The sequence below is a fragment of the Providencia alcalifaciens DSM 30120 genome (genome assembly GCF_000173415.1).
In the GTDB taxonomy this organism is placed as follows: Bacteria; Pseudomonadota; Gammaproteobacteria; order Enterobacterales; family Enterobacteriaceae; genus Providencia; species Providencia alcalifaciens.
The window spans coordinates 111,281-133,021 of the sequence record NZ_ABXW01000052.1; the positions used below are offsets into that span (position 1 = coordinate 111,281).

Consider the following 21,741-nt stretch of genomic DNA (forward strand, 5'->3'; position numbering starts at 1 on the left):
GGTCATTATGATGAAAAAAAATACATCCAAAATTGTCGGTGCCCGAATTAGGACACTGAGGAAAGATCGCAATATGAGTATCCAACAACTGAGTAAGTTGTTGGGTATTAGTCAACAACATCAATCTCGCCATGAATTAGGCGAAATGCGGATCCATGTTGATACACTTTATTCTATTTCAGAAATACTGGAGCTGGATATCCAAGAGTTAATGAGTGATTTTATCGATTCATATAGCTGTACATGCACCTCTGATAAAAAGGAAAAAGACAATTTATTAGTCGCCGAATTGCTCTTATCGCCAGAACAAAATTTCTCTTTATATAAATAATCAAATCAATATTGGCAGGAAATGACCTGCCAATACCACTGTCTACATATTCTATTTGCTGTATTTGATACTCTTAATCAGGAGCAAACATGCACTTTAATTTTAAAAAAATATCTTTTTCTTTTTGTCTCTGTGTCTATTCTGGGTTTTCCTTTGCTGCATGTATTCAAAATCCTAGATTAAACAACATTACTGTTAATGTCCCGACCAGGACATATACCATTCAATATGATGATGCTTCATCTAAAGAACTTGGTCGATTTATTGTCACGTTTGCCAATGGCGATATTAATACCTATTCAGGTAAAAATGGACAATGCGGACAAGCTCGGCTCTATGCCAGCTATGTTAATGGCTGGGTGCCTAACGCGAATAAGGTTGCGGCGACCAATGTTGCCGGTATTAGTGTCGAAATTGTAGCCACTGCAATAGGCAGCATTAATGTCTACAGTCGCTATCCTGTTCAAGGACGACTACCTTGGACCATTGTTGCACCTCAATGGACCATGATCATTCGTAAAACCGGCGCGGTACCTCAATCTGGTAGCTTAAAGGCGGGCAGTGTGGCTCGGTTAATCCAAGATAATCCTAATCACGTTAACTGGAATTTATCTACTCTCAATATTCCCGCCAATGCCATTAAAATTAATGTTGCTAAATGTTCTACGAAATCGAGCAACTACACCATTAACCTTGGCGATCGATACGATACTCAATTTAAAAATATTGGGGATGTCAGCACAAACGTCAATATCCCTATCACCCTTAGCTGTGCGGCAGGCACGAATATTAAAACAACCGTCACGAGCAGCGCAGGCTACGTGGATGCGGCAACTGGAAAGATTAAACTCTCTGGAACAGGCTCTGCCACTGGCATTGGTATACAATTGCTTGATAGAAATAACTCACCGATACCGCTTAATACTAAAAATAGCTTACAAAATAATGTTGCTAACGGAGATTATATTTTCAACTGGAAAGCCCGCTATGTAAAAACAGCCGCAAAAGTGACACCCGGTACGGCAAACTCCACTGCCACCGTGAATATTCGCTATGAATAATCAAATTAATTCTATCTGCTATTAATTTTACTTTAACAGTAGATAGAATTAACACATCAATACGCGACCACTTATAAAAATAGAAAAAGCTTAATAAAAAAACGTTCTCATACTTATTTAGACTATTCATTTAAGAGCATTAACCCCCCTTTCATTCTTTTTTAGATAATACATATTTGTACATTAGAAAAATCAAACCATCCTCTTCCAAACTTTAAATTTAAATAATCACCATATGAGAGATGCGTTATAGTTTAAAATTACAAAATAATTATTTTTAGTTTTATATCGTTATTTCACTTTATCCCCCAATCTGATAAACCAGTAAAAAACAATAATTAAAAACGTTTAATCTTAAAAATAACGCATGTTGAGTTTATTCATTAATTAATTACTTAATATTTATAAACTGATTATATTTACCTAAAAACCCACCATCTTGTTTATTTATAAAAATAGTCACAAAATACTCGTGCTTTGTGTAAATAAGCAAATAAATATATTCCCTCAATAAAATTGAATATCGAATTAAGTTTCGGAGAGTTAAAATGAAAAAACACGTTATTGCATCTTTAATTGCAACAAGTACCTTATTAATTTCTGCCAACGGTTTCGCAAAAGATGGCGATATTAATTTCACTGGTGAAATTATCGATAATGCCTGCCAACTCGCAACTGGTTCTGATGCTATCCAAGTGAATTTAGGTAAAGTATCTAAAACAGCATTACCAAGCACAGGCAGTACAGCAGCTGCAACCAAATTTACTATCCAATTGGAAAAGTGCCCTGCTGCAGTCACTAGCGCAACCGTAAAATTCGATGGTGTTGCTTATGATGGTAACAACAACGTTCTACAAGTCACCAATCCAAATACATCAGGTGTTGCAACGGGTGTTGGGATCCAAATTCAAGACGTAAAAGGCGTAACTGTTCCACTGTATAGCATTTCTAATCCATACACATTGCAAGAAACCGTTGTGAATAACTTAGATTTTACTGCGCGTTATATCGCGATGTCTGACACGGTCACTGCGGGTCAAGCGAACTCAACTGCAACCTTCACGATTAACTATAACTAATTATTAATTAAGGTTTATACGGATATAAGCCTTAATTATTCTTACTCAGTGGTGGCAATATGAAAACAATAATTTCTGTCTGTATCATGCTAATTGCGCTCAGCCAGTCGGTCTATGCCGGTGTGATTATCGGGGGAACTCGCGTCATTTATCCAGAAGGAAATAAAGACGTCAGTATTAGCGTCGAAAATCCGGATAAAGTGCCTTATTTAATTCAATCATGGATTGAAAATGCCAATGAAGGCAAGCAAACGGATTTTACTATTACGCCGCCACTTTTTCGTTTAAACCAAGAAAAAACTAATGCACTGCGCATATTTTTAACCCAAAACACCCTGCCTAATGATAAGGAATCTTTATTTTGGCTGAATATTAAAACTATTCCTGCGACTGAAAAGAAAACGGAAAATTCATTAAAAATTGCGTTTAAAACTCAAATGAAGCTCATTTATCGACCGAGTGCAATAAGCAACGTGGATTTTGCGGAAGAACAAAAAAAATTAACGTGGTCGAAAGTGGGTACATCCATCACCGTTAAAAATCCGACGCCTTATTACATGAATTTTCAAAGTATCAGCTTTAATGGCAAAAAAGCGGAAAACATTTCGTACGTCGCCCCATTTTCAACCAAGTCCTTCACTATTCATAGTCCTGAACTGCACGGCACAATTAAATGGGAAGTAATTAATGATTATGGGTCCGCCAATCATCCAGCAGAAATAAAAATATAGCCTTAATGGCAATTAGGTTTATCTATGAAAATAAATAAAATATGCCTTAGCCTATTTATCGCCTTAGGCTATATTGCGACATCTTCAGCAGAACCAGAAACTTATTTTGACCCTGAGTTTCTTGAGCTGCCCAATAAAGAATCGGTAGATTTAGGTCAATTTGAGCGTAATGAGCAGCTGCCAGGTCAATATTATGTCGACATTTACATTAATAAGAGTCTCATTGGTTCAAAAAGTGTCACGTTTTCGACTAATGCTAAAAAAGAGCTAGAACCGTGCCTGACGCTCAGTGACTTAAAAGATGTCGGCGTTAAAGTTGCAGATTATCCGAATTTACACACAGAGGAAAATACCTGTATCAATCTTACTGCAATTCCCGATGCTAACAGTGAATTTGAATTTGGTTCTCAGCGGCTGTATTTAAGTATTCCGCAAATTGCGTTGAATATGAACCCACGAGGCTACGTCGATCTTGCCGCGATTGATGATGGGGTCAATGCGTTATTACTCAATTATAGTTATAACGGCTCACGTAATACGGATCGTAAAAATAATAAAAATAGCTCTAACTCTAACTATGTAAACCTACGTCCGGGACTCAATGTCGGCCCGTGGCGTCTGCGTAATTACACCACATGGCAAAGTAGTGACGGACAACGGAATAAATGGGACACGGTATACACCTATTTGAGCCGTAATATCAATGCGATAAAAAGCCAGTTAATTCTCGGGGATAGTACATCGCCTTCGGCTATTTTTGATAGTGTGCCCTTTCGTGGCGCCCAGCTTGCCACCGACGATGATATGAATCCAGAAAGCTTGCGAGGCTATGCGCCAGTAGTACGTGGTATTGCGCGCAGTAATGCGCAGATAACCATTCGTCAAAACGGCTACACCATTTACCAAACAGACGTTGCGGCAGGTCCTTTTGAAATTAACGATCTCTACCCAACAGGGGGAAGTGGAGACTTACACGTTACGATCAAAGAAGCCAACGGCAGCGAGCAGTATCAAATTATTCCGTATGCTTCTTTACCGGTTTTACAACGTGAAGGCTATGTCTCTTACAGTGTGACGGGCGGGCAATACCGCAGCTATGATAGCAGTGTGGATAAAAAACCCTTCGCTCAATTCACATTGATCTACGGTTTACCGTGGGGGCTGACTGCCTTTGGCGGGAGTCAAGTGAGTGATAAGTATCAAGCTTATTCCGTTGGCGCAGGACAAAACTTAGGGCGATTTGGTGCGTTATCGATTGACGTCACCCACGCGAATTCCACCTTAAATAATGGCACCAGCGAAAGCGGGCAATCTTACCGCTTTCGTTATAACAAAAACCTGAATGACATCGGCACCAACATCGCGCTTGCGGGCTACCGTTATTCAACTCAAGGCTTTTACAGCCTGGCAGAAGTGTTTGACGGTTATCGAAAAAATGGTTTTAGCCCACTGTACGAACGCCGCCGCAACCGCGGGGAAATCACACTAAGCCAGAGCTTAGGAGATCGTTGGGGGTCGTTATCTGTCGGGTTCGTGAGTGAAGATTACTGGAACAGCGATCGCAAAACTCAGTCTACGACTATTGGCTATAACAATAGTTGGAACAATATCAGTTACGGGCTGAACTACAGTTACAACAAAAATACCAACCCGAACCAGAACAGTGGTGGACGTAATAATAAAGAGGATGATCATCAATTTGCCTTTACGGTCAGTGTGCCGTTTAGCGTGTTCGAAGACACCTTCTATTACAACTTTAACAGTACCAGCAGCAGCGCCAATGGCTCATCGGGCAGTATGGGGATTTCAGCCACTCAGCTAAATAACCGTTTGAATTGGAGCGCGCAGCAAAATTTCCCAACCCGAGATTCTGGCGCGTCCGGTAACTTGAATGGTAGTTATCGAGGGCAATACGGGGAAATTTCAGGCGGAACGGGCTACAGCACCAATAATTACACTCTGTATTACGGTGCGAGTGGCAGCGTGGTGGCGCATTCCGGAGGAGTCGTATTAGGTCAACAATTAGGTGAAACCGCTGCCTTAGTGGAGATTCCCGATGCCGCTAACGTTCCAATATTGAACCAAACTGGCGTACAGACTAACGGGCAAGGCTACGCATTAGTCCCCTATATCACGGCTTATCGCAGTAATGGGATCCAGATTGATACCAGTAAATTACCAAGTGATACCGAAGTGGAGTTAACGACCCAGAATGTCGCGCCAAGCCGTGGAGCCATTGCCAAAGCCAGCTTTAATGCCAATGTAGGGTATCGCGCTATCATGACCTTACATTTTAAAGATGGTAAACCCGTGCCTTTCGGCGCACAGGCGGTTTTTCCGAACAATAATCAGCTCAATGCTATGGTCGGTAATGACGGGGAAATTTATCTGTCGGGAATGCCAGAGAGTGGTTCATTTACCATTCAATATAACGATAAACAGCAGTGCCAAGTGACGTATAACTTAGCAGGCTTACCGAATTATATTGGCTTATATAAAACGACCGCAGTTTGCCAATAAGGAAAAATAAAATGAAAAAATTCATTATTCAATTCACATGTACTATAGGATGCTTATTTTTATATTCTGGCTACGGTTATTCTGCAGCCTGTGCTAAAAACGCTAATTTGAATAACCGAACTGAATATATTCCTGCTAGAACATATACTATTCAATATGATGATAGTAGCACCAAAGTTTTAGATACCATCAAATTAACTTATGGAACTGCACCTTTGCCTGTAACTGCGAATCCGAGTGGTTGCTACAATATTGGGCTACAATTACTCAACAGCCCACCAATAACAAATACAACGATATCTACTTCAATTTCAGGCATCACTTTCACTGCTGAAACTGCGGCATTAAAAGTAAGTCAACCAATTAGTGTTTGGCAAAATAGTGGTACATCACTCAATATTAATAGCCCTTCATGGGAAATTAAAGTACAAAAAACAGGCTATGTCCGGACTGGTGGAACTGTGAATGCTAGAACTATAGGAACACTACAAGGGCTTGGTAATGAAAATGGTGTCAATACACGCTGGAATTGGAATTTAACTACAGCAATACTTCCAGCAAATACAATGAAAATTATTGTGCTAAGTTGTTCACTAAAAAATAATCAAAACACTTATAATATTAATATGGGTGATTGGTATGATACTCAATTTAAAAATATTAATGATACACAAGGAACGGTTGACATTCCTATTTCATTAAGTTGCTTATCAGGTACCAATATTAAGGTTACCGTCACATCTGATAATATCGATAATGCAGCAAATGGACGATTAGGCTTAGTTGGTGCTAATAGTGCCAAGGGTATTGCAGTACAATTATTGAATAATGCAGGAAGCCCCATTACATTAAATCAGCAGTTTACCCAACAAGATGGCGTAACCCAAGCTGATTATATTTTCGGGTGGAAAGCTCGATATATTAAAACGGCCGCAACGGTCACACCAGGGACTGCAAATGCCAATGCCACTGTTAATATTCTTTATGAATAGGAATAGTTTATGAGAAATTTAATTATATTTATAATTAACCTCTGTATCCCATTAATAGCGAATGCAGGTGATACTGTCTATTTAAAGTTTACGGGAAATATAAAAGCAGCTACGTGTAATTTAACTGCTGGAAATAGTGTAGATATTGATCTAAATACATGGCCTGCAGACAGTTTTTACTCTGCTCAAAGTGGTACAGATTGGAAACCATTTACGCTCGAGTTAAAAGATTGCTCCTCGTTTATTAATAGCGTGAGATTAACATTTACAGGGACTGCGGACAGCACCGATATTACAAGCCTATACAAAAATAATGGGACAGCGACCAATATTGCCATCCAATTACAGAGTGGTGACGGCGCGACACCATTGGGGAATAGCAAAGTATTAACCATTCCAACCAACGGGCAACCTTTGGTGAGTGTCCCTCTACGCACACGGGCATTTTCCTCGCTCGGTAATGGTACCTCTGGCACCTTATCCGCCAATATTACTGCCACCATTACCTATTTATAAAGGGCTGACCATGAAAAGAATATTATTCAGTTTACTTGGCTTGTTCGCCCTGCCAGCAATGGCGGAAAGCGTCAATATTTATGTACACGGTAACGTAGTTACCATGCCCTGCAAAGTAGAAAATACCAGTTATAACGTGGAGCTTGGTAAGATAAATCGTTGGAATTATCGTAGCCCCGCTCAAAGCCCGTGGGTAGATTTTTCTATCAAATTAGTTGATTGCCCAGTATCAACCAAAAATGCCAAATTCAGTGTCAATGGCACTGCCGACGCTATCGACAATAACTATTTTGTGAATACTGGTAGCTCGACTGGCGGTTTACTCCATTTAGCGCAAAAGAGTAATAAAGCCACTATCAAGAATGGCAGTATGCTAAATATCGTTATCAACAGCACCACAAAATCTGCTGAAATTCCATTATCTGCAAGGATGATTAGCCTTCAACCGATGTTCATGCCGGGAGACTTTAAAAGTCATTTAGAGTTTTCACTAAGTTATCCATAAAAGGTGATTGTAAATATATCATTCTAATAGCCTAGTGGTATTTATATTTTATATCGGTTTTAAGTAAGGAATATCTAATGGCTAATTATATTTCTTGTTGAAAATTAAAATATATTAAAACGGTAGCAATGGTAACGTCGGGAATGGAAAATATGAATGCCACTGTAAATATTCGTTATAAATAGATAGGAAATAGATTATTTATTACATATTTTATGAAATAGAAATTCTATTAGACAGTGAAGAAAGGAGTAAATGATGCCAGAATACTATCCTATTTCCCGAATTATTGGTAAGAAGATTACGTATTATAGAAAAATGAATGGAATGTCTCTTTGTGACATTTCTAAAATGATTCATGTCAGTGAACAACAGCAATCCCGCTATGAACGCGGTGTTAATCGTATTAATTTAGATAGGCTTCACCAGTATGCTAGGATATTTAGTATTGACTTAATTGATTTTTTTGTTCTCAATGAACATGATGCCGATAATATAAAGCGGAACATTGAAAAACAATCTAATAAAGATAATACTAAATAGTAATTTAAGCATAATCGCCATTTATTGAGGAAAATTTTAATTTATTGATCTAACACTATAGTTTCTTAGAGTAATTAATGTTAAGTTGATAATCATATTGAGCTCATTATACTTCATTAGATCATCGAACTAAGATTGATTTGTTTTGAATTATTGCTTTATTCACAGGGATACTCAATATGTCTAAAAATTATCTCATATCTAAAATGATTGGTAGTAAGATCATTTATTATCGAAAAATGAATGGAGTCACATTACAGAAGCTTGCTGATACAATCGGCGTGAGTAAACAACAGCAGTCACGTTATGAAAGAGGAGTTAATAGAATTAATTTAGATAGATTAGCTCAATATGCAAACTATTTTGATATTGATCTTAACCGTCTTTTAGACATCAATGATAAATAAGTATTTTAATATCTTTTATTTATTTAATAATCATCGCTAAATAGCTCTCATAATAAATATACCTAGGAGTTAAAGATATGGAGAAAATAGTATCAAAAGCTGTCGGTTTAAAAATAAGAGCCCTTAGAGAGAGCCGCGGTATTAGTGGAAAAAAACTCAGTGAGCTAATGGGAATCAGCCAACAACACTTATCACGCTACGAAAATGGCGATGTGAATATTCATGTGGATACGCTCTACCATTTTTCACTTATTTTCTCAGTCGATCCTGCCTATTTCTTTGCGGAGTTTAATGAAAGAACGGGCAACCGCGAGGAGCAAGACAGTAAAAAAAGTTATTACGCCGCTGAGTCAGTGGTTGTTTAATGACTACTTTTCACAGCTCATTTTATTTTGCAATCGGTGCTTCAGAATTTAAGCACCGATTTATCATCTATAACCCATTCCCGTTATTGGATTCTTCCAGTAACCATTGCTGAAAAATCGCCATTGCTGGTGTCATTGGTTTGGATTTTAATCGACTCAGCCAATAACCGCCTAGAGTCACGGAAATATCAAACGGCTGCACCAAACTCCCTGCACTTAGCTCCTGTTCAAACATACAACTTGGCGCAATCGCGATACCCTCCATAAGTAATGCCGCTTCCACCATTAAACGGGAAGAATCGAAAACAGGACCTTTCACTCGCCACGGCTCTACATTGGCAGCTAAAAACCATTTATCCCATTCATCTTTTCGGTAGGAGCGCATTAATGGAAAGTTTTGCAAATCAATGGGATTCTTAAGTTTACGGGCAATTTTTTCAGCGCAAAGTACCGTATGTGGTGCTGAAAATAATGGGGTATTTTCGACTAATGGCCATAACCCTTCACCAAAGCGAATAGCAAAATCGGCTCCTTCCCCTGCGAGATTCACCACATTATTGTGCGTCATAATACGCAAATCGATATAGGGATAGCGTTCAGAAAAACGCGATAATCGTGGTAGCAGCCAACCGATCGCAAAGGTACCCACCACAGAAACATTCAGAACTTCATGATAATGGCCATCTTCGAATTGCTGCAATAATGATTCGATTTGGTCGAAAGATCGGCTAACCACAGGCAATAATGCCAAACCTTCATCTGTTAGCGCCAGCCCTCTTGGTAAACGAATAAATAGCTCCAAACCCAATTGCTCTTCCAGCGCACGAACTTGCTGGCTTACTGCGGCTTGAGTCACATTTAGCTCCATGCCCGCCCGCGTAAAGCTTAAGTGACGTGCTGATGCCTCAAAAGCTCTGAGTGCATTGAGGGGTAAACGGTAACGAACGTTCTCAGCCATAAGATTTTCTTTTGCCTCATCGAAATTTATATCGTTTTAATTCATGCGAGAAAAGCCGCATACTCCGACCCCAGAATCACTTCACGTTTGGAGTGGTAATATTTTGCTTGCCACTCATCATAACTAAAACTTTTATTTTAATGGATATCTGTATGAAAAATCTTTTTCGTCACGGACGGCTGCTTGTCGCCGTCAGTTTGGCATTAACGTCATTATCTAGCGCGGCATTAACACAGTCTGACGTGGACAGTATTATTAAGCCGTTAATGAAACAGCAGCAAATTCCAGGCATGTCAGTGGCAATTTCCGTTGATGGAAAACACTTTATTTACCATTATGGAATCCAATCCAAGCAGACCAAAGTCCCTGTCACCGATAATACGCTGTATGAAATTGGCTCTTTATCAAAAACATTCACTGCAACACTAGCTTCCTATGCCCAAGGGCAAGGTAAGCTCGATTTTTCTCAGCCCGTGAGCCACTATTTGCCAGAATTAAAAAATACGGTATTTGATAAAGTGACAGTGATGAATTTAGCCACACATACTTCTGGCTTATCTCTCTTTGTTCCCAACACCGTGACGAATAGTGCCGAGTTAATCCAGTATTACCAACAATGGTCTCCAGAAAAACCGATTGGTGAATATCGTTCTTATTCCAATCTCGGAGTGGGTTTATTGGGTATAGTCACAGCAAAACAGCTGGGAACGACATTTTCGCAAGCGACAGATAACATGATGTTACCTGCTTTGGGGATGAAACATACCTATTTACAGGTTCCTCAACATCAGCAACAGAATTATGCTCAAGGTTATAATAAGCAACATCAACCTGTCCGCGTAACCCCAGAGATCTTAGATAATGAAGCCTACGGTTTGAAATCGACAGCTAAGGATTTGATTCGTTTTCTCGATATCAATATGCAAGTTGTCGACGTGAAGAAATCTTGGCAGGAAGCGGTTGAAGATACCCATACGGGTGTGTATATGACGGATTCTTTTGTGCAAGACTTAATGTGGGAAAGTTATCCATGGCCAGTCTCATTGGCTCAATTACAACAAGGCAACCGTGATGATATGGCGCTTAAACCACAAAAAGTTGAAGCTATTCAACCACCACTGCCACCAGAGTCTGCTGCGTTCTATAACAAAACAGGCTCCACCAATGGGTTTGCAGCTTATGCAGCCTTTATTCCCGACGAAAAAATTGGCATCGTGCTGCTCTCTAACCAATGGTACCCAATCCCTGAGCGCATCAACGCAGCCTACCAGCTAATCGAAAAAGTGAAACACTAGCCCAGCGGAATATGCAGAATCTGGAATCTGGAATGTTTTAAATAACTATCTAATAAACATCCAATGTTCTAAATAATTCACGTTGTGGCTAGGCGTCAAACGAGGTTATCTCGGGGAGCATACAAAAGTATGTGACCCGAGTGACCGAGAGCAGACAACAAAGCCACGGCGTGAAGTATGACGAACATTTAGATGACGCGAGAAAATTGGTGTAATCTCATTTGACTTCGTAGATAAACATCAAAACACATACACACATTACGAATCAGCAGTCGCCCGCGTGGCGTGACTTTTATCCCCGTTTCACTGACTTCCACCAGCCCATCTTCTGCCATTGGTTTGAGTAGTTCTAGGTCTTCTTTGAAATAGGTTTTGAAGTCAATTGGGTAGAGCGCTTCAATTTGCGCAAAGTTCAATTGGAAGTTGCAGATCAATGTTTTGATCACATCGCGGCGCAGGCAGTCGTCATCTGTTAGCACTAATCCACGCCATAAGGCATGTCCTTTTTCTTCCACTTGCGCGTAGTAGGTTTTTAAATCTTTCTGATTTTGGGCGTAGTTATCGCCGAGCATACTGATCGCAGATACCCCTAATCCTAATAAATCGCAATCCCCTTGGGTGGTATAACCTTGGAAATTACGATGTAAAATTCCTTCTCGCTGTGCCACGGCAAGTTCATCTTCTGGGCGAGCAAAGTGATCCATCCCGATAAATTGATAACCGCCGGATGTCAGCGTTGCGATAGTATCTTGCAGAATATCCAGTTTTTGCTCCGCCGTTGGCAGGTCTTCATCTTTGATTTTACGCTGCGCCGCAAATAAATTCGGCAAATGCGCGTAGTTGAAAACGCTTAAACGATCAGGCGCAAGCTCCGCCACTTTTTTCAATGTAAACGCAAAGCTTTCTGGGGTCTGTTTTGGTAAACCGTAAATCAGGTCGATACTGGTTGACGTGAAGCCAGTCTCTTTCGCACGTTTAATTAGCGCAAAAATAAACTCTTCATCTTGCTCGCGGTTAACCAGAACTTGCACTTCTTTATTAAAGTCTTGGACACCCATGCTTAGACGGTTAAAGCCTTCGCTGCGCAGATGATCAATCATGTCGAGTTCAATTTCGCGTGGGTCCACTTCAATGGACATCTCTGCATCCGGCGCAAAATGAAAATATTTTTTCAGCAAGCCAACTAAATGACTCACTTGTGCCTTGTCTAGATACGTTGGTGTACCGCCGCCCCAGTGCATTTGAGTCACTGTACGATTTTTAAGTAACGCAGCACGCTGGATAATTTCTTTTTCAATGACTTCTAAATACTCATCCGCTTTGTGTTTTTGGCGAGTAACTAGCTTATTACAGCCGCAGAAATAGCACAGTTTGTGGCAAAACGGGATATGCACATACAGAGACAAAGGACGGTCAGGATAACGTTGGGTTGCCTCAATAAAAGCCTGTTCGTTGTAGTCTTGATTAAACTCTAAGGCTGTTGGATAAGAGGTATAACGCGGACCTGAATAGTTATATTTTTGGATGAGAGAGAGATCCCAAACAATATTTTGCTCTGACATTGATATTCCTTAATTGACCACACGCTCGAAAGCATCACTATTAATTATATCTCTTTAGATTATTTTTTAGCTATTTATGTAAAGAGTGTATACCGCAAAGATTATAGCGATGTTAGAAAAAACAGATCTGATGCAACATCAAAGAAAAGGAAGATAGGTGAGAAATTGGACAATATTCCTCCCGTAAAGACAGGAGGAATAAACAGAGAGGCGATTATTTACTTTTTAAGATGCGCATAATGTCATCAAATTTCTCTTCTTCCTCTTCATCACCGTCTTCGTCCGCATATTCGATACCGAGGATATTCATCAGTTCATCGATGCGATCTAAGCAGGTATCAACATATTGCTGCTCTTGCGCAGTGATGGTTTCGCCATCTTCCAGGCGTGCCAGAATCGCATCTAAGCGATCGTTGCTTTCTAGCATTTCCAGTTCTTTTTCTGGCGTCAGTTTTTCTTTTGCCACTGGCTTCTCTTTCACCACTGGACGTGCGGTTGGTTTGTTATCTTCCACGATTAATGGGATCGGTTTTTTGCTGCCGATACGTGGATCAACCTGAGCATTTTGCCCATTTTTTTGACCTGTTGATGATCCGTCTTGGTTACGGCTACCAGACTTATGCCCGCGATGTTTTTTCTCGCGTTTACGCTCACGGCCTTCTGCGTTGAGCTCTTCTTTCGTCTTACGGTATTTTTTCTTCAGTTTTGCGGTCGGTTTTTTCGGTGAATTCATGGTTTGCTACCTTGATAAAATCAGTTTCTGCTGCGGAATCTAGCAGGATCCCTTAAGCAGCGAAAGCACTACTTTGCAATTTAGGTGAATTTTATCTCACTTTGCATTCGCAACAGTACTTTAATGATTATACCTTAAATAATTTGAGTTGCATGCAAGCAACAAAAAGGGAAGCCCGTTGAAGGGTCTTGCACTCAGAATAGAGATTTATGTTTTGAGCGATATTCTAGGTAATTCAAGTTGCCTAAGCATTCCAATGCTCTCAATAGCTGTATCACCAGGGGGCAAAAATAGAGAGTCACCTTGAGTAATGCTCTAAATAGTTTGTGCTGTAGCAAGGCGGCAAGAGTTGCTAATCCCTAGGAGCATACACAAGTATGTGACTAGGGTTAGCAATTGAAGCCAACGCCGCTACAGCGCAAAATATGACGAGCATTAATATTAGGCGTCGATCCAGATCATTTTGAGTAGGAACATTGCCGCTACTAAAATCACACACAGACCTAGGTCACGCCAGCGCCCCGTACCAATCTTCATCGCACAGTACGCAATAAAACCTAGCGCAATACCTTCTGTAATCGAGAAGCTAAATGGCATCATGACCGCAGTAATAAACGCCGGAACGGATTCCGTTAAGTCATCCCATTTCACGCGCGTTAAGCTTGAAGTCATCAGAACGCCAACATAAATCAGCGCCCCTGCCGTTGCATAGGCTGGAACCATACCCGCCAGCGGAGAGATAAACATGGTCAACAGGAATAACACACCGACGACAATCGCGGTTAAACCTGTACGACCGCCCACCGATACCCCTGAAGAGCTTTCGATGTAGGCTGTTACAGACGAAGTCCCCATTGCAGAACCTGCCACCGAACTTAAGCTATCCACATACAGTGCTTGTTTCATGCGAGGGAAAGTCCCACGCTCGTTGGTAATACCGGCTTTGTCTGTTACCCCAATCATGGTGCCCGAGGAGTCAAACAGGTTTACCAACATAAAGGCAAAGATAACCCCAGAAAGTGCCAGATCCAGTGAGCCAGCAAAGTCCACTTGGCCAACAACACTGGTAATACTTGGTGGCATTGAGAAAATGCCCGTATATTTCACATCGCCCAGCGCCAAACCAATCAGCGTCGTGACGGCAATAGAAACTAACACCGCAGCATGAATATTACGCGCCGCTAAGATAGCGATAATAAAGAAACCAAGAGCCCCCAGCCACACATTGTGATGGGTTAAATTACCAATTGAAACTAAGGTATCTGGGTTTGCAACGATAATACCGGAGTTTTTCAGCCCCATCATGGCGATAAATAGACCGATACCGCTGGTGATCCCCACACGTAAACTCAGGGGAATATTGGCGATGATCCAGTAACGAATACGGAATAACGTCAGAATGAATAAGCCAACCGCACCCCAGAATACTGCCCCCATAGCCACTTGCCATGAATAGCCCATCGCGCCAACAACCACAAAGGCAAAGAAGGCGTTCAGCCCCATCGCAGGTGCAACTGCAATTGGTAAGTTAGCCAGTAAGCCCATCAAAATACTGCCAATCGCTGCAATCAAGCAGGTTGTCACGAATACTGCTTTGATATCCATGCCTGCAACAGATAAAATTTGTGGGTTAACGAAAACGATATACACCATCGTCAGGAAGGTAGTGAATCCTGCAACGACCTCTGTTCTTGCGGTGGTACCGTGTTCTTGTAATTTAAACACACGCTGGAACAGACCCTGCTGTTGCGAAGAGCCAGAAGATTGATTAGTCATTAAAATGCGCCTTGTCGAAATGTCATGCCCTAGAGTGCCAATGGCGGCATGGTGGACACGAAAAAAAGTTTTTTTCGACTTATGGTACAACTAAACATCACAAAAGAAAACGATTGCGTTATTTAAAATAAATAGGGTTTCTTAACTGACTGATACTATATATGAATATCAAGAAAACGATGGCGGCTATCACGCCGCCATTACAACATTGAGCTACGAGGGTGAGTTAGGAGAGCGCGATCAATTTTTGGCGTCGCCAAAACAACCAACCGCGTTTTGCGGCTCTACTGCGCGGCGCACGTTTATCACTGAGTTTTTTCGCCACTTGGTTGGCAAGAATTTCCACTGACAGGCACATCACAAAGTAGATAAATGCCACAAACAGGAAGACTTCCAGCGGGTATATCATTTCACGGTTATTCACCTGTGTGGCTAAGAATGACAACTCTGCCACCCCTACAATATACGCCAGAGAGGTATCTTTAATTAACGCAACCCATTGGTTAATAAAAGAAGGTACCATCATACGTAAGGCTTGAGGTAACACCACATTCCACAGTACTTGCCATCGGTTAAACCCGAGAGAAAGCCCTGCGTTCCATTGCCCTTGACCGATAGCTAAAATTCCCGCTTTCACGCCGTGCGCTAAATAGGCGGAGGTGATCAGCGCTAATGCGCACACTACCGCCGTCACGCCCGGAATTTCGGTTCCGAAAACGATCGGCAATAAGAAGTAGGTCCAAAAAATCAACATAATGACGGGAATGGCACGGAAAAAGCCTAAAACGGCGGCAAATAAATTCATCCAGAAACCACGTAGCATCGCCAGCGCAATACCGCCCAATGTGCCGAGGACAATAGACGCGGCGCCAGCTAATACGCTCATAATTAGCGTTAGGGCGGCCCCTTCTAGGGGACCATCAGGGTAAGCCCCAAATAGCAAATATTGCCAGTTATCTGTAATGACTGAAAAATCCATCTTATACCCCCTGAGCCAACTGACGCTGTTGTCGCCACTGACCCCAGCCTTCCATAAACGCAATAATCACAATATAGAGCACAGTCGCTAAACCAAATGCTGCAAATGTTTGAAGTGACTGACTATCCACTTGGCGTGATACGTAAGAAAGCTCCGCGACCCCAATCGCCATTGTCAGCGAAGAGTTTTTTACAACATTCATGTATTGCCCAAGTAATGGCGGTAACGCAATTTTCACCGCTTGCGGTAAAATGACTAAGCGCATGGACTGCCATGACGTTAAACCCAATGCAAGCGCCGCCTGTTTTTGCCCTTGGCGCACGCCTCGGATCCCAGAACGTACTTCTTCCGCAATAAACGGTACCGTGTATAAGGTTAAGCCCACAAAGCCCGCTAAAAACTCAAAAGATGGCCAGCCCAATGTCAGTCCAAAAATGTCGACTTCATGGGGGGTATTAAGCCATTCCATTGCAGCTGCAGGTAAAATTTCTCCTGATGCGAAATACCAAAAAAATAGCTGCACCAGTAGCGGCGTATTACGAAAAATCGAGATATAGACACTCACGAACCAGCGTAAAGGCGCTATTTGGCTATCTCTTGCTGAAGCGACAATGAAACCTAATAGCGTAGCTGCGATGATCGTACAAATTGATATCCAGACCGTCAGCAAAAAGCCATAGCCAAACCACTCAAGATATTGTGGGGCTAAGAGATGCGTAGACCAGAAGTCACCGCTGAAAAATTTGTCGAACATGTTCTGCCTCGCTATAACTGACAACCCCTGCAACATGGCAGGGGCGTTTACTCTCACTAAACGACATAACTAACTTAAGATTTAGGCTGCTCGCTCAGTGGGGCAAATTTGAATTCACCACGTGGTTGTGCCGCTTTGGTGTCTGGACCAAACCAACGGTTATAGATCTCGTTAGCTTTGCCTTCTTTTTCCAGTTTCAGTAATGTGGCATTCACATTTTCGATTAAACGCGTTTCCCCTTTACTAGCCCCTAACGCTTGATACTCTTTCGTTAAGCTAAACGGTGAAATTTCGAAATCAGCTTTTACTTTTTCTGGCAGATTACCTAATAAACCAACCAGTTTTGCATCATCTTGCGTGATTGCTTGTACGTTACCATTACGCAATGCAGCAAAGGCTTGCGGGGTATCATCGTAAGAAATCACTTTAGTACTCGGGAAGCGTTCACGCAGAGTCACTTCCTGCACAGTACCTTTGTCTGCTCCAATGCGCAGTGGGGCAATATCTTCAGGCGTTTTCAGCACGCCTTTACGAGCGATAAATTTTTGCCCTGTTGCAAAGTCAGGAATGGAGAAATCCACCTGTTTTGCGCGTTCGTCTGTAATTGTGAAGTTGGCACCAATCAGGTCAACTTTGCCGGATGTTAGCAGTGGAATGCGGTTAGCCGGGTTGGTTGGACGCAGTTCCAATTTCACCCCAAGATCATCCGCAATCGCTTGAGCAATATCGATATCATAGCCCGCGAGTTTTTTGGTTTGAGGGTCAATAAAACCGAATGGGGGGTTGCTGTCAAAAACTGAAATGCGGATCACTCCCGCTTGTTTAATATCATCTAATTTATCAGCGCTAGCGACATTCGCTGTCAGCGCCAGACCTGCAACTAAAAGTGCGGAAGTAAGAAAACGAGCTTTCATTGAATACCCCTAACGGTAAATTTGTGTAAATCGACCATCACAAGCTATCAACTATTTCTTAGCACTTGAAATAATATTAAATAATATATTTATATCAATTTGGAATATATTGAGACATAAAAAAAGGGGTAAAAATCCATCGGAGCGACCCCTAAAATGTTGCAGATTAAGACTCTTATCGAGCAAGAAGAAAATGAAGAAGATGAACACTGAGGTGCGAACACCTCAGTGGTTTAACAATTACTCTTTGTTGCTGTCTTTCGAGCTAGTCAGCATTTTTTCAAGGCTATCCCCACCCACATGGCGGAAATCTTGCCCTTTCACATAGTAGAAAATAAATTCACAGATGTTCTGGCAACGGTCGCCGATACGTTCAATCGAACGAGCACAGAATAGAGCCGTTAAGACACTTGGAATGGTACGCGGGTCTTCCATCATATAAGTCATTAACTGACGGACAATCCCTTCGTACTCTTGGTCTACTTTTTCATCTTCACGATAGATACGGATAGCTTCTTCCAAGTCCATGCGAGCAAAAGCGTCCAACACATCATGCAGCATTTGTACTGTATGGCGACCTAATGATTCTAGGCTCACTAACAGCGGTTGATGCTGTTGAGAGAATTTTTCCAGTGCGGTTTGGCAGATTTTATCCGCAACATCACCGATTCTTTCCAGTTCAGCAATCGTTTTTGAGATTGCCATAATCAAACGCAAGTCACTTGCCGTCGGCTGGCGCTTGGCAATGATCTTGACGCACTCTTCGTCGATTGCCACTTCCATCATGTTAACCTTATGGTCGTTGGCAATCACTTCTCGCGCTAGGGCTTCATCCTGATTATGCATTGCAGTGATGGCCTTGGTGAGCTGTTCTTCCACCAGCCCTCCCATTGTCATCAATTCAGTATGGATATGTTCCAGTTCAGCATTGAACTGCCCTGATATATGTTTGTTGTGGTTCAGCGTATCCATCGTCGGCTCCATATCAACCGTAGCGGCCAGTAATATAATCTTCAGTTTGTTTCATTTCAGGGGTGGTGAACATCTTGTCAGTGTTATTAAATTCCACCAACTCACCTAAGTACATAAATGCAGTGTAATCAGAACAACGTGCAGCTTGTTGCATGTTATGGGTGACGATCACCACGGTATATTCTGATTTCAATTCGCTAATCAGTTCTTCAATGCGCCCCGTTGAAATTGGGTCCAACGCAGAACATGGCTCATCAAGTAACAGAACCTCTGGGCGAATAGCAATACCACGTGCAATACACAGACGCTGTTGCTGACCACCAGAGAGGCTATAGCCGCTTTGATGGAGTTTATCTTTAGTTTCATTCCATAACGCCGCTTTCGTCAATGCCCACTGCACACGCTCATCCATTTCTACGCGAGACAGTTTTTCGAACAGACGCACACCAAACGCGATATTGTCATAGATAGACATTGGGAATGGTGTTGGCTTTTGGAACACCATTCCGACTTTGGCACGTAATAACGCGATATCTTGTTTATCAGTTAGAATATTTTGACCATCCAGTAAAATTTCGCCTTCTGCGCGTTGCTCACCATATAACTCGTACATTTTGTTGAAAGTGCGTAGCAGTGTGGATTTACCGCAACCAGATGGACCGATAAACGCAGTGACTTTGTTCTTTTCAATATCTAAAGAGATATTTTTCAGCGCATGAAACTTTCCATAGTAGAAGTTAAGGTCACGAACTTTAATTTTACTGTTTGTAATGTCGTTTGCATTAATCATGGTTACTTCTCTCTATCAATTCTTTTATTCGTCTGGGATTAGTGTTTTTTCTGTGCAAACACAACACGGGCAATGATATTAAGTAACAGGACACATAAGGTGATCAGAAGAACCCCTGCCCATGCTAATTCCTGCCATTCAGAGAACGGACTCATTGCAAATTTGAAGATAGTCACTGGTAAGTTAGCTATTGGCTCATTCATGTCAGTGCTCCAGAATTGATTGGACAATGAAGTGAACAGCAGTGGTGCGGTTTCCCCCGCAATACGTGCGATAGCCAGCAAAATACCGGTAATAATCCCAGATACAGATGCTTTTAATGTAATGGATAAAATCATTTTCCATTTTGGCGTGCCCAGTGCGTATGCTGCTTCGCGCAGGCTATCTGGCACTAATTTCAACATATTCTCGGTCGTGCGGATAACAATTGGAATTTGCAGTAATGCTAATGCAATGACCCCTGCCCAACCCGAGAAATGCTGCATTTGAGCAACCACGATGGTGTAAACGAACAGCCCGACCACAATAGAAGGAGCTGATAACAGAATGTCGTTAATAAAACGGGTCACCGAGGCTAACCATGATTTACGACCATATTCCGCTAAGTAGATACCCGCTAAAATCCCTAATGGTGTACCGATGACTGTCGCCCATAGGATTAATAATCCACTTCCCACAATGGCGTTAGCCAAACCACCACCTTCCGTATTGGGTGGCGGTGTCATTTCAGTAAACAGATTGAGGGACATGCCATCAATCCCTTTGGTGACTGTGGAGAATAAGATCCATACTAACCAGAACAAACCAAATGCCATGGTTAGCATGGAGACAAATAATGCCATTCTGTTGACTTGACGGCGCCATGCTTGGCGGCGTGCTCGTTCTTTTTGATTAACTACAACAGGTTGAGATATCGACATATTAACGTCCCTCATTCTTAGCAAGACGCATAACCATCAGTTTGGAAATTGCCAGAACGATGAAGGTAATCACAAACAGAATTAAACCAAGTTCCATCAATGCTGCCGTATGTAAACCGCTTTCTGCTTCTGCAAATTCGTTCGCCAGCGCAGAGGTAATACTGTTACCCGGCATAAACAGTGACAAGCTATCAAGTTGGTACGTGTTACCGATGACAAACGTCACCGCCATGGTCTCACCCAGTGCACGACCGAGCCCTAGCATCACCCCACCAATCACCCCATTTCGGGTATAAGGCAAAACGATGTTCCAAATCACCTCCCATGTCGTACAGCCGATTCCGTAGGCTGACTCTTTCATCATCACGGGAGTTTGTTCGAACACATCGCGCATCACGGAAGCGATGTAAGGAATAATCATAATGGCGAGGATAATCCCTGCCGCAAGAATACCAATACCAAAGGCTGGGCCTGAAAACAGTTCGCCGACAATTGGAATGCTCGACATCACGTTGCCCACAGGCTCTTGGAAGTATTCTGCAAATAATGGTGCGAAGACAAATAGCCCCCACATACCATAAACAATACTTGGGATTGCAGCGAGAAGCTCAATCGCAATACCTAACGGGCGTTTTAACCAATTAGGTGCTAGCTCTGTTAAAAATAAGGCAATACCGAAGCTAACAGGTACTGCGATAATCAGAGCGATTAATGATGTCACAATGGTGCCGTAAATTGGCACTAATGCACCAAATTGTTCCGCTGGCGCATCCCATTCTTTGTTCCACAAAAACGAAAACCCGAATTTCTGCATACTTGGCCAAGATGCGAAAATCAGGGAAATAATAATACCACCCAGCATGAGGAGAGTGATTAGCGCAGCTATTTTGACTAATGCACTAAAAATCACGTCGCCCGACTTACTAGGGGCTTTAAATGCCGTTATTTTTTCGGCCATGCGCTTTGTTCTCATTCCATGCCTACTTTACAGTAGGACTTACGTTACTACGGTGAATAAGCAGGTGCTATTCCTCAGCA

At 41.9% G+C, this 21,741-nt stretch carries 23 protein-coding genes; 12 read left to right on the forward strand and 11 right to left on the reverse strand.

Annotated elements, in window-relative coordinates; all coding sequences use genetic code 11:
- The first annotated feature begins 10 nt into the window (after window positions 1–10).
- The 11 genes from PROVALCAL_RS12415 to PROVALCAL_RS12465 all read left to right on the forward strand — a co-directional run bounded on the left by PROVALCAL_RS12415 (window position 11) and on the right by PROVALCAL_RS12465 (window position 9,050).
- A complete protein-coding gene (locus tag PROVALCAL_RS12415; RefSeq protein ID WP_039862017.1) occupies window positions 11–331 on the forward strand; it encodes a helix-turn-helix domain-containing protein in 321 nt (106 codons plus the stop codon).
- A gap of 89 nt (window positions 332–420) precedes the next feature.
- On the forward strand, window positions 421–1,392 hold the full coding sequence (locus PROVALCAL_RS12420; RefSeq protein ID WP_006659631.1) for a fimbrial protein: 972 nt from the start codon (window positions 421–423) through the stop codon (window positions 1,390–1,392).
- Window positions 1,393–1,940: 548 nt separating this feature from the next.
- Complete coding sequence (locus tag PROVALCAL_RS12425) at window positions 1,941–2,471, forward strand: fimbrial protein (RefSeq protein WP_006659632.1); 531 nt, start codon at window positions 1,941–1,943, stop codon at window positions 2,469–2,471.
- A gap of 59 nt (window positions 2,472–2,530) precedes the next feature.
- Complete coding sequence (locus PROVALCAL_RS12430; RefSeq protein ID WP_036959641.1) at window positions 2,531–3,202, forward strand: fimbrial biogenesis chaperone; 672 nt, start codon at window positions 2,531–2,533, stop codon at window positions 3,200–3,202.
- 24 nt (window positions 3,203–3,226) lie between these two features.
- The gene (locus tag PROVALCAL_RS12435) at window positions 3,227–5,722 is read left to right on the forward strand and encodes a fimbria/pilus outer membrane usher protein (RefSeq protein ID WP_006659634.1); all 2,496 of its coding nucleotides are present in this window, start codon (window positions 3,227–3,229) and stop codon (window positions 5,720–5,722) included.
- A gap of 11 nt (window positions 5,723–5,733) precedes the next feature.
- On the forward strand, window positions 5,734–6,714 hold the full coding sequence (locus PROVALCAL_RS12440; protein ID WP_006659635.1) for a fimbrial protein: 981 nt from the start codon (window positions 5,734–5,736) through the stop codon (window positions 6,712–6,714).
- Between the two features lie 9 nt (window positions 6,715–6,723).
- Window positions 6,724–7,230, forward strand: a complete 507-nt coding sequence (locus tag PROVALCAL_RS12445) for a fimbrial protein (RefSeq protein ID WP_006659636.1) — start codon at window positions 6,724–6,726, stop codon at window positions 7,228–7,230.
- Window positions 7,231–7,240: 10 nt separating this feature from the next.
- The gene (locus PROVALCAL_RS12450; protein WP_006659637.1) at window positions 7,241–7,735 is read left to right on the forward strand and encodes a fimbrial protein; all 495 of its coding nucleotides are present in this window, start codon (window positions 7,241–7,243) and stop codon (window positions 7,733–7,735) included.
- A gap of 258 nt (window positions 7,736–7,993) precedes the next feature.
- Complete coding sequence (locus PROVALCAL_RS12455; protein WP_039861970.1) at window positions 7,994–8,278, forward strand: helix-turn-helix domain-containing protein; 285 nt, start codon at window positions 7,994–7,996, stop codon at window positions 8,276–8,278.
- A gap of 179 nt (window positions 8,279–8,457) precedes the next feature.
- Window positions 8,458–8,685, forward strand: coding sequence for a helix-turn-helix domain-containing protein (locus tag PROVALCAL_RS12460; protein WP_006659639.1), 228 nt, complete (start codon window positions 8,458–8,460; stop codon window positions 8,683–8,685).
- Window positions 8,686–8,762: 77 nt separating this feature from the next.
- The gene (locus PROVALCAL_RS12465; RefSeq protein WP_006659640.1) at window positions 8,763–9,050 is read left to right on the forward strand and encodes a helix-turn-helix domain-containing protein; all 288 of its coding nucleotides are present in this window, start codon (window positions 8,763–8,765) and stop codon (window positions 9,048–9,050) included.
- Window positions 9,051–9,117: 67 nt separating this feature from the next.
- On the opposite strand, the gene PROVALCAL_RS12470 is transcribed toward PROVALCAL_RS12465, so the two are convergent.
- Window positions 9,118–10,008: a LysR family transcriptional regulator gene (locus PROVALCAL_RS12470; RefSeq protein ID WP_006659641.1), complete on the reverse strand. Its 891-nt coding sequence runs from the start codon at window positions 10,006–10,008 to the stop codon at window positions 9,118–9,120.
- 152 nt (window positions 10,009–10,160) lie between these two features.
- Between PROVALCAL_RS12470 and ampC the strand changes: the two genes are divergently transcribed.
- Window positions 10,161–11,303, forward strand: coding sequence for a class C beta-lactamase (gene ampC / locus PROVALCAL_RS12475; protein ID WP_039861971.1), 1,143 nt, complete (start codon window positions 10,161–10,163; stop codon window positions 11,301–11,303).
- Between the two features lie 188 nt (window positions 11,304–11,491).
- Here ampC and hemN read toward each other — a convergent pair whose 3' ends face one another.
- The 10 genes from hemN to pstC all read right to left on the reverse strand — a co-directional run bounded on the left by hemN (window position 11,492) and on the right by pstC (window position 21,661).
- Window positions 11,492–12,865: an oxygen-independent coproporphyrinogen III oxidase gene (gene hemN, locus PROVALCAL_RS12480; protein ID WP_006659643.1), complete on the reverse strand. Its 1,374-nt coding sequence runs from the start codon at window positions 12,863–12,865 to the stop codon at window positions 11,492–11,494.
- Between the two features lie 214 nt (window positions 12,866–13,079).
- Complete coding sequence (yihI, locus tag PROVALCAL_RS12485; protein ID WP_006659644.1) at window positions 13,080–13,598, reverse strand: Der GTPase-activating protein YihI; 519 nt, start codon at window positions 13,596–13,598, stop codon at window positions 13,080–13,082.
- 441 nt (window positions 13,599–14,039) lie between these two features.
- A complete protein-coding gene (locus PROVALCAL_RS12490; RefSeq protein ID WP_006659645.1) occupies window positions 14,040–15,374 on the reverse strand; it encodes an NCS2 family permease in 1,335 nt (444 codons plus the stop codon).
- A gap of 226 nt (window positions 15,375–15,600) precedes the next feature.
- Entirely contained in the window at window positions 15,601–16,353 is a 753-nt protein-coding gene (locus tag PROVALCAL_RS12495) for an amino acid ABC transporter permease (protein WP_006659646.1), read from the reverse strand.
- A 1-nt stretch (window position 16,354) separates the two neighbouring features.
- The gene (locus tag PROVALCAL_RS12500) at window positions 16,355–17,107 is read right to left on the reverse strand and encodes an amino acid ABC transporter permease (protein WP_006663091.1); all 753 of its coding nucleotides are present in this window, start codon (window positions 17,105–17,107) and stop codon (window positions 16,355–16,357) included.
- A gap of 74 nt (window positions 17,108–17,181) precedes the next feature.
- Window positions 17,182–18,021 carry an ABC transporter substrate-binding protein gene (locus PROVALCAL_RS12505; RefSeq protein WP_006659648.1) on the reverse strand — a complete coding sequence of 280 codons (840 nt, stop codon included), beginning with the start codon at window positions 18,019–18,021 and terminating at the stop codon, window positions 17,182–17,184.
- Between the two features lie 240 nt (window positions 18,022–18,261).
- Window positions 18,262–18,993 carry a phosphate signaling complex protein PhoU gene (gene phoU, locus PROVALCAL_RS12510; protein ID WP_006663093.1) on the reverse strand — a complete coding sequence of 244 codons (732 nt, stop codon included), beginning with the start codon at window positions 18,991–18,993 and terminating at the stop codon, window positions 18,262–18,264.
- Window positions 18,994–19,006: 13 nt separating this feature from the next.
- Window positions 19,007–19,783 carry a phosphate ABC transporter ATP-binding protein PstB gene (gene pstB, locus PROVALCAL_RS12515; RefSeq protein WP_006659650.1) on the reverse strand — a complete coding sequence of 259 codons (777 nt, stop codon included), beginning with the start codon at window positions 19,781–19,783 and terminating at the stop codon, window positions 19,007–19,009.
- A 38-nt stretch (window positions 19,784–19,821) separates the two neighbouring features.
- Window positions 19,822–20,703 (reverse strand): phosphate ABC transporter permease PstA, encoded by an 882-nt coding sequence (gene pstA / locus PROVALCAL_RS12520; RefSeq protein ID WP_006663094.1) that lies wholly within the window; start codon window positions 20,701–20,703, stop codon window positions 19,822–19,824.
- A gap of 1 nt (window position 20,704) precedes the next feature.
- A complete protein-coding gene (gene pstC, locus PROVALCAL_RS12525) occupies window positions 20,705–21,661 on the reverse strand; it encodes a phosphate ABC transporter permease PstC (RefSeq protein ID WP_006663095.1) in 957 nt (318 codons plus the stop codon).
- Window positions 21,662–21,741: the final 80 nt, after the last annotated feature.

Excerpts from the sequence above, each read along its gene's own strand:
- PROVALCAL_RS12465 (WP_006659640.1), top strand. The coding sequence starts at position 8,763 with ATGGAGAAAATAGTATCAAAAGCTGTCGGTTTAAAAATAAGAGCCCTT.
- PROVALCAL_RS12415 (WP_039862017.1), top strand. The coding sequence starts at position 11 with ATGAAAAAAAATACATCCAAAATTGTCGGTGCCCGAATTAGGACACTG.
- PROVALCAL_RS12445 (WP_006659636.1), top strand. The coding sequence starts at position 6,724 with ATGAGAAATTTAATTATATTTATAATTAACCTCTGTATCCCATTAATA.
- pstC (WP_006663095.1), bottom strand. The coding sequence starts at position 21,661 with ATGGCCGAAAAAATAACGGCATTTAAAGCCCCTAGTAAGTCGGGCGAC.
- PROVALCAL_RS12470 (WP_006659641.1), bottom strand. The coding sequence starts at position 10,008 with ATGGCTGAGAACGTTCGTTACCGTTTACCCCTCAATGCACTCAGAGCT.
- PROVALCAL_RS12505 (WP_006659648.1), bottom strand. The coding sequence starts at position 18,021 with ATGAAAGCTCGTTTTCTTACTTCCGCACTTTTAGTTGCAGGTCTGGCG.
- phoU (WP_006663093.1), bottom strand. The coding sequence starts at position 18,993 with ATGGATACGCTGAACCACAACAAACATATATCAGGGCAGTTCAATGCT.
- ampC (WP_039861971.1), top strand. The coding sequence starts at position 10,161 with ATGAAAAATCTTTTTCGTCACGGACGGCTGCTTGTCGCCGTCAGTTTG.
- PROVALCAL_RS12455 (WP_039861970.1), top strand. The coding sequence starts at position 7,994 with ATGCCAGAATACTATCCTATTTCCCGAATTATTGGTAAGAAGATTACG.
- PROVALCAL_RS12430 (WP_036959641.1), top strand. The coding sequence starts at position 2,531 with ATGAAAACAATAATTTCTGTCTGTATCATGCTAATTGCGCTCAGCCAG.
- PROVALCAL_RS12440 (WP_006659635.1), top strand. The coding sequence starts at position 5,734 with ATGAAAAAATTCATTATTCAATTCACATGTACTATAGGATGCTTATTT.
- hemN (WP_006659643.1), bottom strand. The coding sequence starts at position 12,865 with ATGTCAGAGCAAAATATTGTTTGGGATCTCTCTCTCATCCAAAAATAT.
- pstB (WP_006659650.1), bottom strand. The coding sequence starts at position 19,783 with ATGATTAATGCAAACGACATTACAAACAGTAAAATTAAAGTTCGTGAC.
- PROVALCAL_RS12435 (WP_006659634.1), top strand. The coding sequence starts at position 3,227 with ATGAAAATAAATAAAATATGCCTTAGCCTATTTATCGCCTTAGGCTAT.
- PROVALCAL_RS12460 (WP_006659639.1), top strand. The coding sequence starts at position 8,458 with ATGTCTAAAAATTATCTCATATCTAAAATGATTGGTAGTAAGATCATT.
- PROVALCAL_RS12425 (WP_006659632.1), top strand. The coding sequence starts at position 1,941 with ATGAAAAAACACGTTATTGCATCTTTAATTGCAACAAGTACCTTATTA.
- PROVALCAL_RS12420 (WP_006659631.1), top strand. The coding sequence starts at position 421 with ATGCACTTTAATTTTAAAAAAATATCTTTTTCTTTTTGTCTCTGTGTC.
- pstA (WP_006663094.1), bottom strand. The coding sequence starts at position 20,703 with ATGTCGATATCTCAACCTGTTGTAGTTAATCAAAAAGAACGAGCACGC.
- PROVALCAL_RS12450 (WP_006659637.1), top strand. The coding sequence starts at position 7,241 with ATGAAAAGAATATTATTCAGTTTACTTGGCTTGTTCGCCCTGCCAGCA.
- PROVALCAL_RS12495 (WP_006659646.1), bottom strand. The coding sequence starts at position 16,353 with ATGGATTTTTCAGTCATTACAGATAACTGGCAATATTTGCTATTTGGG.
- PROVALCAL_RS12500 (WP_006663091.1), bottom strand. The coding sequence starts at position 17,107 with ATGTTCGACAAATTTTTCAGCGGTGACTTCTGGTCTACGCATCTCTTA.
- PROVALCAL_RS12490 (WP_006659645.1), bottom strand. The coding sequence starts at position 15,374 with ATGACTAATCAATCTTCTGGCTCTTCGCAACAGCAGGGTCTGTTCCAG.
- yihI (WP_006659644.1), bottom strand. The coding sequence starts at position 13,598 with ATGAATTCACCGAAAAAACCGACCGCAAAACTGAAGAAAAAATACCGT.